15 protein-coding genes and 1 pseudogene are annotated in these 18,487 nt (G+C 37.1%); all 16 read right to left on the bottom strand.

Annotation, left to right across the window (positions count from 1 at the left end; all coding sequences use genetic code 11):
• Positions 1 to 8: 8 nt before the first annotated feature.
• The 16 genes and pseudogenes from sdaAA to J2Z38_RS07525 all read right to left on the bottom strand — a co-directional run bounded on the left by sdaAA (position 9) and on the right by J2Z38_RS07525 (position 18,483).
• Positions 9 to 899 carry an L-serine ammonia-lyase, iron-sulfur-dependent, subunit alpha gene (gene sdaAA / locus J2Z38_RS07595; RefSeq protein WP_209774470.1) on the bottom strand — a complete coding sequence of 297 codons (891 nt, stop codon included), beginning with the start codon at positions 897 to 899 and terminating at the stop codon, positions 9 to 11.
• An 8-nt stretch (positions 900 to 907) separates the two neighbouring features.
• Positions 908 to 1,567, bottom strand: a complete 660-nt coding sequence (gene sdaAB, locus J2Z38_RS07590) for an L-serine ammonia-lyase, iron-sulfur-dependent subunit beta (protein WP_209774468.1) — start codon at positions 1,565 to 1,567, stop codon at positions 908 to 910.
• 97 nt (positions 1,568 to 1,664) lie between these two features.
• Entirely contained in the window at positions 1,665 to 2,876 is a 1,212-nt protein-coding gene (locus J2Z38_RS07585; protein WP_209774467.1) for a dicarboxylate/amino acid:cation symporter, read from the bottom strand.
• Between the two features lie 431 nt (positions 2,877 to 3,307).
• Positions 3,308 to 3,748: a MaoC family dehydratase gene (locus J2Z38_RS07580; protein ID WP_209774465.1), complete on the bottom strand. Its 441-nt coding sequence runs from the start codon at positions 3,746 to 3,748 to the stop codon at positions 3,308 to 3,310.
• A complete protein-coding gene (locus J2Z38_RS07575; protein ID WP_209774463.1) occupies positions 3,748 to 4,878 on the bottom strand; it encodes an HAD family hydrolase in 1,131 nt (376 codons plus the stop codon). The genes J2Z38_RS07580 and J2Z38_RS07575 overlap by 1 nt, the downstream gene beginning before the upstream one ends.
• Positions 4,879 to 6,243 carry a class II fumarate hydratase gene (locus J2Z38_RS07570; protein ID WP_209774461.1) on the bottom strand — a complete coding sequence of 455 codons (1,365 nt, stop codon included), beginning with the start codon at positions 6,241 to 6,243 and terminating at the stop codon, positions 4,879 to 4,881. It abuts the gene before it with no gap.
• Complete coding sequence (locus J2Z38_RS07565) at positions 6,243 to 7,661, bottom strand: aspartate ammonia-lyase (protein WP_209774459.1); 1,419 nt, start codon at positions 7,659 to 7,661, stop codon at positions 6,243 to 6,245. The genes J2Z38_RS07570 and J2Z38_RS07565 overlap by 1 nt, the downstream gene beginning before the upstream one ends.
• A gap of 140 nt (positions 7,662 to 7,801) precedes the next feature.
• Entirely contained in the window at positions 7,802 to 8,932 is a 1,131-nt protein-coding gene (locus J2Z38_RS07560; protein WP_209774458.1) for a sortase, read from the bottom strand.
• Between the two features lie 173 nt (positions 8,933 to 9,105).
• Positions 9,106 to 10,236: an N-acetylglucosamine-6-phosphate deacetylase gene (gene nagA / locus J2Z38_RS07555; RefSeq protein ID WP_209774456.1), complete on the bottom strand. Its 1,131-nt coding sequence runs from the start codon at positions 10,234 to 10,236 to the stop codon at positions 9,106 to 9,108.
• A 110-nt stretch (positions 10,237 to 10,346) separates the two neighbouring features.
• Positions 10,347 to 10,535 (bottom strand): annotated as a pseudogene (locus J2Z38_RS10770) (uracil-DNA glycosylase family protein); the annotation flags it as partial.
• An 80-nt stretch (positions 10,536 to 10,615) separates the two neighbouring features.
• Complete coding sequence (locus J2Z38_RS07550; protein WP_209774450.1) at positions 10,616 to 11,176, bottom strand: TetR/AcrR family transcriptional regulator; 561 nt, start codon at positions 11,174 to 11,176, stop codon at positions 10,616 to 10,618.
• A gap of 61 nt (positions 11,177 to 11,237) precedes the next feature.
• Positions 11,238 to 13,175, bottom strand: coding sequence for a flavocytochrome c (locus J2Z38_RS07545; protein ID WP_209774448.1), 1,938 nt, complete (start codon positions 13,173 to 13,175; stop codon positions 11,238 to 11,240).
• A gap of 269 nt (positions 13,176 to 13,444) precedes the next feature.
• Positions 13,445 to 14,431 carry a tagatose 1,6-diphosphate aldolase gene (locus tag J2Z38_RS07540; RefSeq protein WP_209774447.1) on the bottom strand — a complete coding sequence of 329 codons (987 nt, stop codon included), beginning with the start codon at positions 14,429 to 14,431 and terminating at the stop codon, positions 13,445 to 13,447.
• A 2-nt stretch (positions 14,432 to 14,433) separates the two neighbouring features.
• Entirely contained in the window at positions 14,434 to 15,360 is a 927-nt protein-coding gene (locus tag J2Z38_RS07535) for a 1-phosphofructokinase family hexose kinase (protein WP_209774445.1), read from the bottom strand.
• A 22-nt stretch (positions 15,361 to 15,382) separates the two neighbouring features.
• The gene (locus tag J2Z38_RS07530; protein WP_209774443.1) at positions 15,383 to 16,132 is read right to left on the bottom strand and encodes a DeoR/GlpR family DNA-binding transcription regulator; all 750 of its coding nucleotides are present in this window, start codon (positions 16,130 to 16,132) and stop codon (positions 15,383 to 15,385) included.
• Positions 16,133 to 16,689: 557 nt separating this feature from the next.
• On the bottom strand, positions 16,690 to 18,483 hold the full coding sequence (locus J2Z38_RS07525; protein ID WP_209774442.1) for a glycoside hydrolase family 30 protein: 1,794 nt from the start codon (positions 18,481 to 18,483) through the stop codon (positions 16,690 to 16,692).
• Positions 18,484 to 18,487: the final 4 nt, after the last annotated feature.

Below are 18,487 nucleotides of genomic sequence, written 5' to 3'. Positions count from 1 at the left end.
TTCTATTTTCACTCTTCCTCTTCTGGAAGTTTGTCTATATATTTTCTTTTTAGTTTGATTGATGATGGGCAGACTGCTATGCCGCCTTCTCCTGTTTCGCGGAGTCTTTCTGGTAGGCTGTCTCCTACTCTCTTCATGGCTTCTACTGCTTCATCGAATGTTACAAACATTTCTACCCCTGCCATGGCCATGTCTGCACTTGCTAGGGCGTTCATGATGCCGTTGGCGTTTCTTAAGTTGCATGGGAATTCTACCATGCCTCCGATTGGGTCACAGACTAGGCCCATGATGTTTAGGAGGGCTGCTGTTGCTGCGTTTTCTTGGATTTCGACGTCGTATCCTCTAAGGTAGCATACTGCTGCGGCTGCCATGGCTGATGCCGATCCTGTTTCTGCCTGGCATCCGCCTTCTGCACCTGCAAATGTTGCGTTATCAAAGATTACCTGTCCTATTTGGGTGGCTATTAAAAGGGCTTCGCAAAGTTTTCTGTCGTCGTAGTTATATTTGTTTAGCATGGTCATCATTGTTGCAGGGATAATACCTGCTGATCCTGCTGTTGGTGCTGCTACAATCCTGCCCATGGCTGCGTTTACTTCTGATGTTGATAGAGCGAAGGCCATGGCCATAGCTGGTGTTTCGCCTAGGACTGATTTGCCGCCTAAAAAGTATTCGTGCATTTTCTTTGCATTGCCGCCTGTCATGCCTGTCACGCTTCTGACGTCTTCTTCTAGGGCTCTTTTTGCTGAAGCCTTCATTACGTCTAGGGTTTTTTGTAGCCTTGCGAAGATTTCTTCTTCGGTTTTACCTGTGTTTTCTATTTCGTCTTTTATGGCTAATTGCCAAAGGTTAAGATTTTCTTCCTTGCATCTTTCCTTTAATAATTTCATTGTAGTAAGCATATTTAATCCTATCCTATATATTTCAAGAAGGTGAAGTCTTTGCCTTCCCTGATTTTTTCAAGGATGCCTTCTTTTAGTGGTTCGTCTAGCTCACAAACTAGCATTACATTATCGCCGTCTTTGATGGTTTTCATCATGTGGATGTTGTAGCCGTATTCAAAGAGGATGCCTGATACATGGGCAATTACTCCCTTTTGTTCGCCATAGGCCATAAAGAGGGTTGGTTTGGTTGCCTTATATTCAATAGCATTGCCATTTATCTTTGTGATTACAATCGCTCCCCCACCTATAGATGAGCCTTGGACTTCAAGTGGAGTCCTATCTGAGTATTTAAAGACGATTCTAACTGTGTTTGGGTGGACATCTCCAAGGTCTGTTTCAAAAAATTCATATTTGATCCCAGCCTCGTCCGCATAGTCGAAAGAATTTATTATCCTGTCGTCGTCTGGTTCAAAACCCAATACCCCTCCTACAAGTGCCCTGTTTGTGCCGTGGCCTTTGTAGGTTTTGGCAAAGGAACCGTGGAGGTAAAAATCAACTTCGTTGAAGTTCCTATCTACCATCCTTCTTGCAATATTACCTATTTTACAAGCTCCAGCTGTATGTGAACTTGATGGGCCAACCATAATTGGTCCCATTATGTCAAATACTGAAGAATTTACTGCCATAATATCTCCTTTTTAAATTATAAAGGGGCTGTTAAGCCTATTAATTTGTCATTAATATTGCCTTAACATCCCCTAATTTGCAAAAATTTTACTTTACTTATTTAACTGGATCTGCTACCCAGTCTTTGTCGCCTAATATGTTTTTGTGGTAGAACTTATCTACTGCTACTGCTAGAGCTGTATCACCTGAGATGTTTGCAGCTGTACCAAATGAGTCTTGGGTTAGGTATAGGGAAATAGCAAGTGAAGCCATAGCTGACTCTGGGCTAATTCCTACGATTGGTAGGAATGGAAGAGCTGACATGATTGCGCCACCTGGTGCGCCAGGTGCTGCTACCATTGCTACACCTAGGATACCGATAAGTTGGATCATTAGACCGTATGAGTGGTCCATGTTGTACATTGTTAGGATTGTGAAGACACAACCTGTGATTGTAATCATAGAACCTGGCATATGAACTGTAGCTCCTAGTGGAATTACGAAGTCTCTGATTGGCTTAGATACACCATTTGCCTCAGCACATTGTAAGTTTACTGGAATTGTTGCTGCTGAAGATTGGGTACCTACTGCTGTGAAGTAACCTCTAAGCTCGTTTTTAAGCATAGCAAATGGGTTTTTGCCTGAATAAGAACCTGCCACAAGGAACATTATTGTAATGTAGATTAAGTGTAGGGCTATGATACAAATAAATATCTTCCAGAAGATTGAAAGTACTGCAAATACAGAACCTGTGAATGCCATCTTTGCGAAGTTACCCATGATAAAGAATGGAAGAACTGGAACAATTGCTACTGCTAGTACTTGGGTGATGATTTGGTTAAATTCATCAACTGCACCGTAGAGGTATTGGCCAGAACCTTTTTTTCTTAACCATGAAATACAAATACCTAGCATAAAGGCGAAGATGATACCACTTGTTACTGTAAAGAATGGTGCTATGTCTACGCTAAAATATGGGTCAAGTTTGATTTCATCTGCTGCTTGGATAGCTGCTACTTGGCTCTCGCTGATAAAGTTTGGGAAGATTGCTCTTGACATAAAGTATGATGCAGAACCTGCAACAAGTGTTGAACAATATGCAATAGCTACTGTAATACCTAGTAATTTACCAGCACCTTCTCCAAGGTCTGCTATACCCTTAGTAACGAAAGCTAAGATCATAAGTGGGATTATGAATCCTAGGAAGTTACCAAAGATAGATGAAAATGTCACAAAAATTCTTACTATTGATTCTGGTAAATATTTACCGATTAGAATACCAAGAAGGATACCTAATAACATTCTTGGAATTAAACCAATTTTTTTCATTTTTCTCTCCTTTTAATAATATAATATGTAAACCTTTGCAATTTGGTAGAAGAAATTAATAGAAATGAAAATATTTTAGAATCTTAGCCCCAGACCCTAAAAAAATAATTTTTTTATAAATTTGGTCATCTCTAAGAAAACCATTCTTTCTACCAGTTAAAATTATATATGATAAAAACCTTTATGTCAACACCTTTAAGAGGATTTTTGTGATAATTTTTGGAAATCAAATTTTCCCAATATATCTAAAATGTCTTGTTTGTCACTTTGTATGCCCTTACAATTTGTGTGATTTTAGAAAAATATTTTATCAAAAATTTTAGTTAATTAAATTATTAACAATTATTTGCACACCTTTTCCTAACTTTTTTTAATAAGCTAGGACAGGTTTTCTTTTATCAATTTTTTAATATTTTCTATAATTTTTGCATCTAATTTGGCCTACAGCGGACCAATCCATAGGGACTGTATTCACTTACTAGGTCCCCTTGTGGATCAAAGGCCCTCATAATAAAAGTGACCTGGCCATTTTTGCCTTCTTTCCAAATTTTTTTGTTAATAATTTCTACTTCTATAGTGTATTTTACATTGGCAAATACCGGCTTGTGCCATCTTGCATATGAGATTCCAATCCCTGCTATCATCCCTTCCCTGTCTTTTTTTGTCTTTACCCACTGGCCCCAAAAAGCCATATTGGAAAAAGATCCTGGGGCTATTATTTGACCAAAGGGGGATTTTTCGGCAGCTTTTTTGTCGGTGTGAATTGGTCTTGGGTCGTATTTTTCCCCGTAATAGATGAGCTCTTCTTCTGTAAAGCTGATTGGCTCAATATCTTTATAGATCATACCTATTTCATAGTCTTCAAAATACATTAGATTGACCTCTCTTGTCTAATAAATTTCTTCCCATATTGGTCTCTGGCCTGGAGCAAATAACGGCAAGACCCCTTGAGGGCAGCCTCTTTTAAGTTATTTATTTCTCCCCCTAGCTTCCTATCAATAATCAGACCCAAGTCTGTGACTTCAAAATCTGTCATCATGGCATAGTCGCCGTCGCTGTCGCCCCCAACTAAGATTGGCCCATAGTTAGTTTCATTTTGAATTAGCTTTCTAATGGTTTCTGACTTGCCAGCTTTTTGGGTAAGTGGAAAATAGTGGTCGAGTTCTGGGAGGACTTTCCCTTCATCATCCTTGGCTAGTCTTAGGCCAAGGACTTTTTTCTCATCAAATTTATAGGAATTTTTAGTCGCAAAAGCCCTTACTATGTCAATGAAGGATGCTGATACAACGTAAACATCAATTCCTTCTTGCTCTAGGGTGTGGAAAAGATTAGCCATTTCTGGAATATCGCCCATGCCTACAAAATAAGAAACTGAAATCCTGCCAGCTTCTGATTCCATTTCTGGAGATGTGAAAATCTCCCTCCTAGCCTCTTGTTTTTTTACAAAAGCGAAAGCTTTCTCACAAAATTCTTCAATTTCATTTTGCTTGTAATTTGTAAAAAGAAAGGTCATCCAGCAATAAGGATCTCTGGCATTTTTGTCATATTCAGCCGCCTTGTAGCGGAAAATCATCTTTGCCACAAATTCCTTATAAACATTGGTTTCTTTGATTATTTCAAAAGGAAGGTCCCCACCCAACCTATCGGAAGTCCCATAAAGCCTCCTATAGGCTTCGTATATATCATTTGAAATCTTATCAATATTAATAGGCTTACCATCAAGGTTTCTATAAGGGTCAGCAAAATCTGATTTATCAACGTTTTTCCTAATAATTTTATAAAGCTCGTCAGGATTTATTTTGAAGGCGAGATTTGTCACCAAATAATAAAATGCCGCCTCTTCCACATCTCCGATTATAGAGGTATTGTCCCAGTCAAAGACTGCAAAGGGATTTCTTTCTGGATTATAAGCTGGATTATCCCTGCCGTGGTCTCCTATTAACTTGTTTAAAAATTGAAAGGCCCTGTCATTCCAAGAGCCTTTTTTGATATATTCTTTCATTTACACCATCTTTTTTGGATCTACTATTTTTATAAATTCTTCATCTGTCACAAAGCCCAGCCTCTGGTTAGCTTCTCTAAGACTTAGGCCTTCCTTGTGGGCAAATTTCGCCATCTCGCTTGCCTTATCATAGCCTATATGTGGGGAAAGGGCTGTGACTAACATGAGGGATTTTTCAAGATTTTCTTTGATTTTTTCCTCATTAGGGCCAAGGCCCTTCACAAGGTGGATATTAAAGGAATGGAGGCCTTTGGATAAGATTTTTACCGAATCCACCATCTTGTAAATTATTAGAGGCATATAGGCATTTAGCTCGAGTTGGCCAAGAGAGTTGGCCATGGTAATGACCTGGTCATTTGCCATTACTTCAAGGCAAATCATTGCAAGCATCTCAACCTGGGTTGGGTTGACCTTGCCCGGCATGATTGATGAGCCTGGCTCATTTGACGGAATAATTAATTCGCCAATGCCTGTCCTTGGTCCTGATGATAAAAATCTTATGTCTTCTGCGATTTTTAGTAGGTCTGAGGCAAGGATTTTGATAGCCCCGTGGGCCTTGGCCATGCCATATTTGCTTGATAATTGGAGGAATTTATTGGAATCAGCCTTCAAATCTAAATCTGTAAGTTCTGATAAGACTTCAGCCATTTTTGTATCGTAGCCTTCCTTGGTATTTAGGCCTGTGCCAACAGCTGTCCCGCCGATTGCCAAATATTCCAAGGCCTTGGCAGATTGTCTAATATAATCCCCGTCCCTTTTTATAAGGTCCCCGTAAGTTCTAATTTCATCTGATAGCCTAAGAGGAGTTGCATCTTGGAGGTGGGTCCTGCCGGTTTTTATGATTCCTTCAAAGTCCTCTGCTCTTTTGTAAAACTCATCAGCGATTTCATCCACTTCTGGAAGTAATTTTTCATTTATCATCCTTAGGCTTGTAAGGTGGATAGCTGTTGGAAAAGAGTCGTTTGTTGACTGGCTCATGTTTACGTGATCGTTTGGATGGATTAACTTTTGACCCAAAATTTCATTTGCCAAGTGGGCTATAACCTCATTTACATTCATATTTGTCTGAGTGCCTGACCCTGTTTGATAAACTGTAAGTGGAAATTGGTCCTCATAGCCACCTGCCAAAACCTTGTCACAAGCTTTAACAATGGCTTCTTTATAGACATCATCAAGTTTGCCCTGGCTATTATTTACTATTGCCGCTGCCTTTTTAACAATAACCATAGATTTGATTTGCTCAAGGGGCATGATTGCCACTCCTTGTGGGAAATTTTCGTAAGACCTCTGGGTTTGAGCTCCCCAGACCTTGTCATTTGCGACCTTGATTTCCCCCATGGAATCTTTTTCTATCCTAAAATCCATTAGTGTGTCTCCATATGTTCTTCATCTAAGATACCCGGTTTGGTCATCTTTCTATAGTCTAAAATCTTGTCAACCTCAGCACTTGTCATGAGGCCTTTTTCTAAAATTATCTCCCTAATTGGCCTAGACTCCTTCATTGATTGTTTGGCGATAGCTGAAGCCATATCATAACCAATATGTGGGGCAAAGGCGGTAATTATTCCTACAGAATTTTCTACCTTAGCCCTTAGTTTTTCCTTGTTGGCTGTGATGCCTTCTATGCAATTAAGAGTGAGTGTTTGAATTGCTCCCCTAAGGCTTGTTATTGACTGGATTAGGGCGTAGAAAATTATAGGTTCAAATGCGTTTAACTCTAATTGACCAGCCTCAACTGCCATGGTTACTGTTAGGTCATTGCCTACAACCAAAAAAGCAACCTGGTTTACAACTTCTGGTATTACTGGGTTTACCTTGCCTGGCATGATTGAAGATCCTGCCTGTTTGGCTGGTAGGTTGAAGTCTGAAATACCTGTTGTCGGACCAGAAGATAAGAGTCTTAGGTCATTTGCCACCTTTGAAAGGCTGGCTGCAAAAGTTTTTAAAACTGAAGAAGTGAATAAAAATCCATCTAGGTTTTGGGTGGAGTCTATCAAATCTTCTGCTTGTTTTAAATCGAGGCCTGTGATTTCCCTTAGGACCTTGTCGATATTTTCTACAAAATCATCGTCAGCGTTAAGGCCAGTTCCCACAGCTGTGCCGCCTAGGTTGATTGAAGAAAGCTCTTCGATGGCCTTTTTAAACCTCAAAAGCCCCCTTTCCACAACCCTAGAATAGGCCTTAAATTCTTGGCCTAGGGTGATTGGAACAGCATCTTGAAGCTGGGTGCGGCCCATTTTTACATAGTCGTCAAAGTATTCTGCCTTTTTATCAAGGGCTACGATTAGTTTTTCTGTATCTTCCGCAAGGTCTTTTATATAGCGAATTATAGCGATTTTGCCAGCTGTCGGTATAACGTCGTTGGTGGATTGGCCGAGGTTTACGTGGTCGTTTGGGTGGATGTGTTCGTAGTGACCAAGAGTCCCGCCGAGGGCCACATTTGCAATATTTGCAATAACTTCGTTGGCATTCATATTAAAAGAAGTTCCTGCCCCACCTTGGATAGGGTCAACGATAAAGTCTCCTATATATGAGCCTGCTAAAACCTCATCACAAGCGGCAACAATAGCTTTGCTTTTCTTATCTGAAAGAATGCCAACCTTGTTATTTTGAATAGCACAAGCCTTTTTAATTTCAACAATAGCCCTAATAAAATATGGGTCCATAGCCTTGCCCGTAATTTTGAAATTTTCGTAGGCCCTATAAGCATTTGCTCCATAATAAGCGTCTTTTGGAATCCTAAGGTCTCCTAAAGAATCTCTTTCAATCCTATAATCTGTCATCTCTATCTCCTTTTGCTTTATCTAAATTTAAAATGCTTTATAAGCTTATTATAAACCAAGCAAACGGTTTTTCCAAATAAATATACAGGACCTATAAATGATTTTTTTTAAAAAAAGAGTCCCAAGGACTCTTTAGAATATTATTTTCTTTTTTTACTTGCAAAGAGAGCTGTTGAACTTGCTCCTAGAGTTAGGATAGCTGCTATTGAAGATGCCACGCCTGTTTTTGCGTTTTTGGCTGCAGCTTTAGTTCCTACTTTCGCTTCTTCTTTTTTATCTTTCTTTGTAGCTTCGCTTGTTGAGTCTGCCTTCTTAACTTCCTTAACTTTTTTGCTTGAAATTTTTTCTTCTTTTTTCTCGCTTGCCTTTTCTGTAGCTCCGCTCTTTTGATCTACTTTTTCAGCCTTTGCTGGCTTAGCTGATGATTTTTCGTTTTTGACATAGACTATATCACCATTTTCAAAATATGTTCCATCAGCAAATTTAACTAGGGCTACAGGTTTGATGAATTTCGCATCTGCAGGTAGTTTGGTGATTTCTATTTCATAGCCATCTTCCACTTCCCTTATTATGTAATCATCTTGAGGGAGTTCTTGTTTTTTGTATTTTGGTGTTGCAGCTGATACTCCATCAAGCTTCATTGCCTGATAATCAGCTTCTGTAACATAGTTTAATTTTATAAATTTATTTTTGCTTTCTCCAGATTTTTTTAGGCCCTTAAAGCTTGATTTAATCTTGATTTTATTATCCCTAAGTCCTACATAAGCTTTATTGTTGTGAGGATTCTTATTTGTTCTCTCACCCACTACTTCAAAATTTACCAAGGCCTTATGGGTATAGTCTCTAAATAAACCTTTCTTCTTGCCATCTACTTTCTTAAAAGGAATCTTTTCCATTTCTTCAAGCTTAGCTTGGTCTATAGATTCATCAGCTAAAAGCTCTTTTGCCCTTGCTATGGCCTTTTTGATATCTTCCTTGGTTTGTCCTTCGTAGGCTATAGCTGGATTGTCAACAGATTCTTCATCCATTGAGTCTAAATATTTTTTAAGTTCTTCCTTAGCCTTAGCAACTTTTTCCTCAAAAGCCTTTGTTTCATCATCCTGTGTGGCTTCATCACTAAGTGATATAGGATTTTCAACATCCTTCTCTTCACTCATAGTTTCTTGCTTAGGCATCTCTTCCATTACCTGACTGGCATCTACTCTTCCAGGCACTATATTAATCGCCAATAATAAGGCTAGGGCTAAGCTTACTTTATGTTTTACTTTCATAATTCCTCCAAATTTATATAATAATTATCCTAAGCTATTTAAAGCTTATTGTTAGTTATTTATTTAATTAACCCTTATAATTATAATAAAAATTTAAAAGATTGTCAATAACGATTATCATTATCCTATATAAAAAAAGCTCCTCATTTCTGAGAAGCTCTAAATATCTTATATTATTTGCTATAAACTAATTTGCCATTTAAAAATGTTTTTTCTAGGTTCATATCATAATCAAGAACTATAAAGTCAGCAGGGTAGCCTTCCTTAAGCTTGCCGCAGATATTGTCTATACCAACAGACTTGGCTGGCACAAGGCTTGCCATTTGGATAGCTTCAAAGATATCAGCAATTTCCCAATCAACTACGTTTTTAACAGCTTCCTTTAATTTAAGTATAGAACCTGCAAGAGAGCCGCCGTCCTTAAGCCTTGCTGTGCCGCCCTCAACCCTAACAGGGAAATCTCCTAGCATGTAGTCCCCATCAGCCATACCGCCAGCGCTCATACAATCGGTAATTAGGGCAACCTTGTCCCTACCCTTGGCGTTCATTAGGATATTTGCAGCATTTGGATTTACATGGTGGCCGTCACAAATCAGCTCTGAAATGGCATCTGTAGACATAGCTGCCCCAACCATTCCTGGTTCTCTGTGGTGGAGACCGCTCATGCCATTGTAGGTGTGGACAAAAATATTTGCCCCAGCGTAAACAGCTGCCACAGCCTGGTCAAAAGTCGCATCAGAGTGTCCAAGGGCAACTCTCACTCCCATGGCGTTAGCCTTTTTGATAAAGTCTTCTGCTCCTTCTCTTTCAGGAGCGATGGCGATTTTATTTACCAAACCATCTGAAAGCTCAATCCAATCCTTTAAATAATCGATTTTTGGATCTGACATGTAGGCAGGATTTTGGGCACCCTTGTATTTCTCAGTGAAAAATGGTCCTTCAAGGAAAATTCCCCTGACCTTGGCTCCTTCTACATCTTTATATTCTGCTGCAACTCTTTTGAGGGCAGCATCTGTCTTTTCCTTGGAATCTGTAAGGGTGGTTGGCAAAAAGCTTGTAACCCCACACTCCAAAAGTCCCTTAGAAATAACATTCAATGCCCCTTCTTCAGCATTCATTATATCCTTGCCAGCATAGCCGTGGATGTGGGTGTCGACAAGACCAGGAGCTACAATTTCTCCTAAATATTCGTATTCATCTGGTTCGTTTTTAGAAAATCCAACAATGACTCCATCCTTAACTTCCATAAAATAGTCTTCGAGCATAGAGTCTTCTAATATAAAATAATCAGCCTTAAAAAACATAAATCCTCCGTAATTTTAAATAAACAAAATCTTCTTTTATATGATACCCGATATATTCACTTAAATATAAGAAAAATAAAAAATAGGCGGATAAATACCACCTGCCTGTCAACCAGATTATCCCCGCTCCTATCATCAAATAAAAGACCAGTCTTTTCGACCTTTTTTCCAGGAGCTTGGCCGATAATTAGGATTTTACAATCCTTATTAAACTAAAAAATCAGACCAAGGCCCCTAGCCGTGTAGGACCTATTTCTGGAATCTACCTTAAGTTTATCTATTATTTCTTTTTCCTTCATGATGTCTTCAAAAACAATATTTAAAAGTCTAGTACTAGATAATAGTTAATTACTAAATACCTACTAGTAACATCTTGCGACTAATTTAATAAGCACTCAACCCTTTTTACTATTAGATCTGTTAAATGGAAGTCATCTTTCTTATATATCCACTCCAAAAGACTCCCTCTAATTACGGCTTTTATAGAATCAGTATAGAAATACGAATCATAGGTGTTTGAAATTTCTTTATTTTCAATAGCTTCCTCTAATATAGACCTTAATATCTTCCACATATCGTGATCAGGTCTAGATATTATATCTTTTCTTACTTTAGCTGTTGATATGAGGACATTTGCATAATATCCCCATTCTTCCACAAATTCTCCAAAGCTTCTTACAAAACATATGGCTGCTTCTTTGGAATTTTTTTGTGACCTTATGATCTCTTCATTATCAAAAAAGTATTCATTTAAAACCTCAAACATATCATCGACTATTGTATCTTTAGAATCAAAATAATGATAAAAAGTTCCTATTGATATATTAGCCTCTTCACAAATTTGTTTTATAGAAATGTTTTTAAGGCCATCTTCGTCTATCAAGCAAGCTATTGTATCTACTATTTTCTTTTTTTTATCGTTAACATGTATTTTTCCCATAGTATTAACATACCTCACTTCTGTAACATAAAAAGCATGGACCTAGGCCCATGCTCTTACTTTATTTACTACTTGCAGCGCTCTTTCCAGCTATTCTACCATTGACTACTGTATCTGGTATAGCGTTTCCGCCCAGTCTGTTTGAGCCATGGATACCGCCTGTTACTTCTCCAGCAGCATATAAGCCAGGTATTATCTTTCCATCCTTATCAATAACTTGACAAGCCTCATTGATTTGAAGACCACCCATTGTGTGGTGGATAGTAGGCACTCTTCTAGATGCATAAAAAGGTCCCTTGTCAAACGAATCTTGGAGCAATTTCTTTCCAAAATCATCCTCTTTTTCACCAGCGACCACTTTATTATAGTCATCTACTGTGGCTTTTAGATTTTCTACAGGAACACCCATAGCTTCAGCCAATTCTTCTATAGTATCGCCTTTTACAGCTACACCTTTTTTAACAAGTTCTCCTATTTCTTCATTGAAGTCATTTTTAACAGTTTCATCCGTATATTCATGTGCATCATGTAAAATCCACATTTCTTTACCATCTTGTTCCATCAGTCCTTGGGTTAATACATCTCGTCTTTGGTCTTCAGCAACAAATCTCTTGCCTTGATTATTTACAAATAACTGGTTAGCAGCATTTATTGAAATATTCCCTTGCATACCACCTGTTTTTGGGTCTCCTACCGGTAAGAGTTGAATCCATTCCATTCCTACAAGGTTTGCTCCAACTTCTTCACCCATAATAATACCATCACCAGTAGCACTTACTGCGTTAGTAGAACCAAGTTTTTCTAAGCCTTCCCAGTGGATGCCGTATTTTTTAACAAGGTCCTTATTTCTAGCAAAGCCACCTGTAGCCATAACTACACCTTTTTTTGCTTTTGCTATGATCTTATCATTTCCTTGTTTAGCTTCAACTCCCACTACCCTACCGTCTTCAACAATTAAATTTTCAGCCTTAGCTTCATAAATAATCTCAGCTTTATCCCCAGCCTTGCCTATATATTCCATATAAGCTTCTATAGGGCCAGTTGTAAGAGGTTTAACAAATTGGTGAGTTCTTGGCCACAAAGCGCCAGTTACTGTGAATACTTCATCAACGAAGTCTACACCTAGGCCCTCAAGAATACCTATTGATTCTTCAGCTCCCTTGGTAAATTGATAAATGAGATTTAGATCTCCTACATAGTCTCCACCTCTATAAGTTTGAAGAGCATGTAATTCTACCGAATCAAAGGTATTTTCCATTCCACTTTTTTCGTATTCAGCTACTTGCTCTTTTAGTTTATCCATGAGTTCTTGGTGAAGGTCATTCTTTGCCTCTTCTTCGTAGTATGACTTTACAGATTCGAAAGTATCCTTCCTCATTGGCATTTTATCTTGCCTTTTTTTATCTACTGCATTATATTGACCGCCTGCTATAATTGTAGACCCACCTACTGTTGGCATTTTTTCCAACACTAATACACTAGCACCTTCCTCTAAAGCTGCCACAGTAGCTGCCAAGCCTGATCCACCACCGCCAATAACTACAACATCGTATTCTTTTTCTATAGTTTCGCCATCTTTATTCGCTTCTTTTGATTCTTTCATGAAATCATCTGTATTGGCACCCGCCGCTTCTAAAGCTTTTTTGACAGCATCTATTATAGCTTTTGATGTGTATGTCGCTCCTGATATAGTATCAACATTGATTTTTTGTTCTTTTACTATCTTCTCAGGTATTTGTTTCAAGGCTGGATCTGCAATTCCTTCAGTTTCTTTATGGTCTACAACACTTACATCCTTGATTTCTCCATCCTCGTATGTAATTTCTACCTTTACATCTCCATTGAGACCTTCACCTTTGCCTTCAAATTTTCCAGATTTCGAAGTAGAATCCTCTTCTGTCTTTGCTTCTTCCTTAGGACCAACATCTTTATTACCACAAGCACTGGCAAATAAAATTGATAAAGATAAGAGTCCTGCCAACAATTTTTTAGCTTTCATTTTCCCTCCATAATAATATAACAGAATATATAAATAGAATATATTAATAGAATATTCTATTATATTATTTCATATTGTTTATGTTTTGTCAAATGTTTTTTGCTTATTAAAACTAATTTCCACATATCATTCTCAAAATACTGTTAATACATATCTAAATACTCGAAATTATTTAAAGACCAAGAGTTAAAACTCAAGCAAAACTAGTCAAAAAAACCCCTCCATCCGTATTCCGGATTTTGGGGTTTAGGTCATAAACTAAGCTGTTTTTACGCTTCTTCTATTTTATCAAATACAGAATGAGCTGTTTGTTTTAGGACTTCGTTTAGGGTTTGGATGTTTTCCTTGCCTGTTGTTTCTAGCCATTTTTTAGCTTCTGCTTGGTCTTTTCCGAAAATTTCTACTGAGTCTTTCCATGTAGCTCTACCGCATAGTACTCCGTTGAAGTTTGCTTCTGCTTCTTTGGCAAGTTTCAATGTTTCTTGGAAGAGGCTTGCTGTAATTCCTCCTGATAGGAAGATGTATGGTAGGTTGGTTGATTCAGATTGGTCTTTGAAATGTTTGATTGCTTCTTCTCTTGTATAAACTGCTTCTTCCTTGCCTAGGCCTTCTACAAAGTTCATATTTGTTGGTGTTTCTACCTTTAATACGTCTACCTTGTATCTTGGATCTGAGAATTCTTTCATGGCGCTGTTTACCTTGTGTGGTCTTACTTTTGCGTATTCAGCGTTCTTTTCTGAGTCCATGTTTCTGTCGTAGGTGATGATTTCAAGGAAGTGTGGTAGTCCTAAACCTTCACATTCATAGCCTACTCTTTCTACCCATGCTTTTTTGATGTCGTTGGTTTTTTCTTCGTCATCGCAGTCGTAGTAGAGAAGGGTTTTTATTGCATTTGCTCCCATTTCTTTAGCTCTTAGAACGCTCATGAAGTCGATTAGGCGTGGTAGTCTTCCTTCATCGTATTCGTCATAACCTGTTTGTTCGTAGGATAGGATGAGGCCTGCATTTTCATCTTTAGCTTTGATTCCTTTTTCTCCATAGATTGGGTCAAGTAGGATTGATGATGCGTATGGTGTTAGTTCTTTTGATACTAATTCCTTGTAGGCGCCGATACCTTCAACGTTATTTAGGTCTGGGTTTGCTTTTTCCATCATTTTTTCCATTGATCCTCTTTGGTCAATGGCAAGAGCTGCTATGGCTCCATCTTCATTTACTAATATTTTTAGGTTTGCTAATTTTTCTTTTGATATTTTCATTTTTATATTTCCTCCACTAGGATTTGCTCGTAGTATTTATCAAACTTTTCTATTTCTATATGGGCTATTTCTTCTGTTAGGACATTTAAAAGCCCACATGTCATTGAGGTTTTAATCACTTCTTCAGGTTTTTTATCCCTGGAAATGGCAAAGATTGCCCCTGCTAGGGATGAATCGCCACTGCCAACAGGATTTACTGCTGTAACTTTTGGAACACTTGCCTTAAAAACTCTATCCCCAACTTTTACAACAGCTCCATCTGAGCCTAGGGATACAATTACATATTCTATCTCGCTTAGAGGAGATTTTTCTAGGGCGTCTTTGATATTGTCTTTGGTAATTTCCTCGCCTAATAAATCTGCCACTTCTGTTTCGTTTGGCTTGATTAAATCCGGCTTGATATCAGCGTTTACAACATCTTTTAGGGTCTGCCCTGAAGTGTCAACTGCAACGAATATACCTTTATTTTTCCCATAAGAAATTATCTCTTTATAAAAACTTGGATCAAGGCCTTTTGGAAGGGAGCCTGACATAGAAATTACCTTGCAACCTTGGCTTATTTGGTCAAGTTTATTTATAAATTCTTCCCTCTCAGCCGGGTTGATGGTTGGGCCTGCCTCAAGGATTTCTGTTTGCTTTCCTTCATGAAGGATAGCAAGGCAGTTTCTTGTTGGCTCTTTAATCTTGATAAATCTTGCCTTTTGGCCCTTTGCTTCGAGCCCTTCTTCTATAAATTCACCAAGCTTGCCTCCCACAAAACCAGAGTGGACAACTTCCTCTCCTAGGTCGTGGAGGACATAACCCACATGGATGCCCTTGCCGCCAGCGTGTTTAATAACCTTATCAGTCCTTGTAACTCCGTCGATATTAAATTTATCGAGCTGGTAGGACATATCTACAGAAGGATTTGCTGTAATGGTTAAAATCATCTTTTCTCCTTTATAGAAATTTCTATCTTACAATTTCGCTATATTTTTCTATCTCTGAAGCTTGGTCAGAGGTTATTTTTGAATCTGTAATAAATCTTGCATCTTCTATATTATAAAAATGATACAAGTCTTCATATCCAAGCTTGGAGGAATCTGAAACTAGGTATCTGTCAAAGGAATTATCAAGAATCATCTTTTGCAAGATCCCTTCTTCTGGGCTATAGGTGTAGGCCTTACCCTTATTTACTCCGTTGATGCCTATAAAGGCCTGGTTAAACCTCATTTTTGACACAATGTCTAGGCTTAAAGGCCCAACAAAGGCCCCTGTCACCCTCCTAAATTCCCCTCCAATTAGCTTAATATTTACATTATCAAGAAAGACTAATTTCTTAAAAAGGTAGAGTGAATTGGTGAAAATATTGAGTTTCTTTTCTCCAATAAATTCGCTAACATATTCTATAGTTGAACCTGCTCCCAGAAAAATATTTTGGTCAGGAAGCATTATTCCATTGATTTTCTTGGCAATTTCTATCTTCAAATCCTTGTTTTGGAGTAGTTTTTCTTCGTTTGAAAACTCCCTAGGCCTCGCCTTTTCAACCTTACTCGCCCCGCCGTGGATTCTAACGAGGAGGTTTTTATCTTCAAGCTCCTTAAGATCACGCCTGATGGTCATATCTGTCACATCAAGGAGGTCTGTCATTTGAGAAACCTGGATAATGTCGTTTTCTTTTAACTTGTCTAGAATTATTTTTTGTCTTTCTTCTTTTAACATTTGTTATCCTATCAATTAAAGAGGCACTAGTAAAACTAATGCCCTCTTAAAGTTTAATTTTATTCTTTAGTTTCAGATAATACTCTAAACCAATAGGCACTTATCTTTGGATATCTTTTTTTGTATCAAATCTATAAAGGAGGAACCACATCTCTTATTATAGCTATTTGACCATCTAAACACCCTCATAAAATTACATAGGTAATGTCATTTGACATTCATTTGTATCTTTTTAATTTGCTTTTTGTACTACTTTTAAATGTTTGTTTATATAGTTAATTCTAACATCACAATATAAGTGTGGTTTTCATTTAATTCTTCCTTAATCTCAATACTATTTTATATGATATAAATCTTTTTGCAATTTTCGTATTTAGAAAATATCATCATTATTTTGTATACGACTTGTAACTAAAGAATGCATTAAATATTACTTATATTATTTTTTGATTATAAGATATCATAGTCTTAAAATAACAAATTTCAATCCTTTATTCATCTCATTTTTTAGTTATTATATATGAAACATTGATCCATACAATAATTTTGTTACTATATTAATTAATTTTTATCGAAGATAGCTGTTTGTCCCACCTTCTATCACCTTGTTCAAAAATTATTTTTAGATAATTTGTACCTTCTGGCAATTGATTTGAAGGATATACATTTATATATTCCCAATAACCGCCAGTTAATCTTGGAGAATCATATTGATAATCTACTTGTTCCCAATTTTCTCCATCTTCAGAGACTTCAAATCTCAAACCATCTAAAACTTTATAGTAATAAATAGATGCTCTAAAATCAGTTAAATCATCTAGTTTATATACTATATATTCACTTGTTTTCTTAGTTCTTCTAGCTCTAGAATAATCATGATCAAATCCATTATATGGATTGTGAGAATCTAGATACCAATTATCTGATCGATAACTAATTTTTGACCAATCATCTAAATTATCATCTATCCTATAATCAATTGATTCCTCTGAAATTTGATCAAATATATTGCCTACAAAAGTTGCAGTTGTATATCCACTAACATTTAATCTCACACTTCTATCATTTACAATTAAATCTGGAAGCTTTTCTAAGTTATACTTGCTATTTGTTACATATGGTGTTAATTTTTGCATATCAATATCATCAAATGTCAAGTCAATGCTTTCATTATTTTGACCATTATTAACAGCCACGATTACAATATCTCCTGTATTTTCATTTTTGTAAGCTGATAAGTAAAGATTTCCTGTCGGATTTTCCGTTACACCAATTCTTTTAAATCCTGGCTTTATAAATTTACTATAGTTTCCCATAGAATATAATCTTTTAGCATCTATATAGTTATTTTTGTCTGTAAGTCTTATAAGACTTTCGTTGTTATTTTTATAAGCTGCCCCCAACCAAAATACAAATGCATTAGCATCAGCTTTTGTTAATGTATCGTGAATGTTTTTTGACCAATTTACACCATCTTTAAAACCTGTATCTGACAACATTGTTTCAGAAGTTTCTGTCACCCATACTTTCTTATCATTAATTTTTGCTTGTTCAAAAAAATATGGCTTACCATGATAATAGTGTGTTCCTATTATATCCACACTATCTAAAGCTTGTTGATCACTATATATAGATTTTAGTCTCTTATCTGAAAAAGTTGCTTCTTCTCCCACAATTATCTTAGTATCTAGATTTTCTCTTTCAAATGTAGGTTTTAGATAATCTTTTACAAACAATCTAAAATCTTCGCCACTCCATAGATTTGACTGCCAACTAGCTGCATACTCTGGCTCGTTCGCAATAGAGATTGCATCAATTTTTATATCGTGATATAGATTATAGCCTTTAACATACTCAGCTAAATATTGTGCATATTCGCCATAGTATTCCCTCTTTAATTTTCCACCGCGAGTTATCCTATTGTTTGTCTTCATCCAAGCAGGTGGAGACCACACTGTACTCATAAAGGTTTCTACACCCCTATTTTTAGCTTCATGCATTACCCATTGTTCTGGCTGGTAGGCTGTAAAATCCCAAGTATTAATATCAGGGTGAATAGTTGGCATATTTAAGCCATTTCCTACTTCGCTTCTCAGTATACTTAAACCAATACCATTTTCATCAGAAAATAACAAATCCATTAATTCATCTCTTTTATTATGTTCATAGATTTGGTCAGCGTAAACATCCGCAGACTGTGATACTCCAAAACCATCTATTTCTTGATATTCTATAGATGACTTTAAATCCGCTTGAGGAATTTGTGTATCGGCACTAACTCTACTAATAGGTAGAAGGAGACAAATTAACAAGGCTATTATTAAATTTAAATTTGTTTTTTTCTTTTTCATATTA

Origin of the sequence: Anaerococcus degeneri (assembly GCF_017874475.1) — a bacterium.
GTDB lineage: Bacteria > Bacillota > Clostridia > Tissierellales > Peptoniphilaceae > Anaerococcus > Anaerococcus degeneri.
This window is presented reverse-complemented; position numbering and strand designations above follow the sequence as displayed.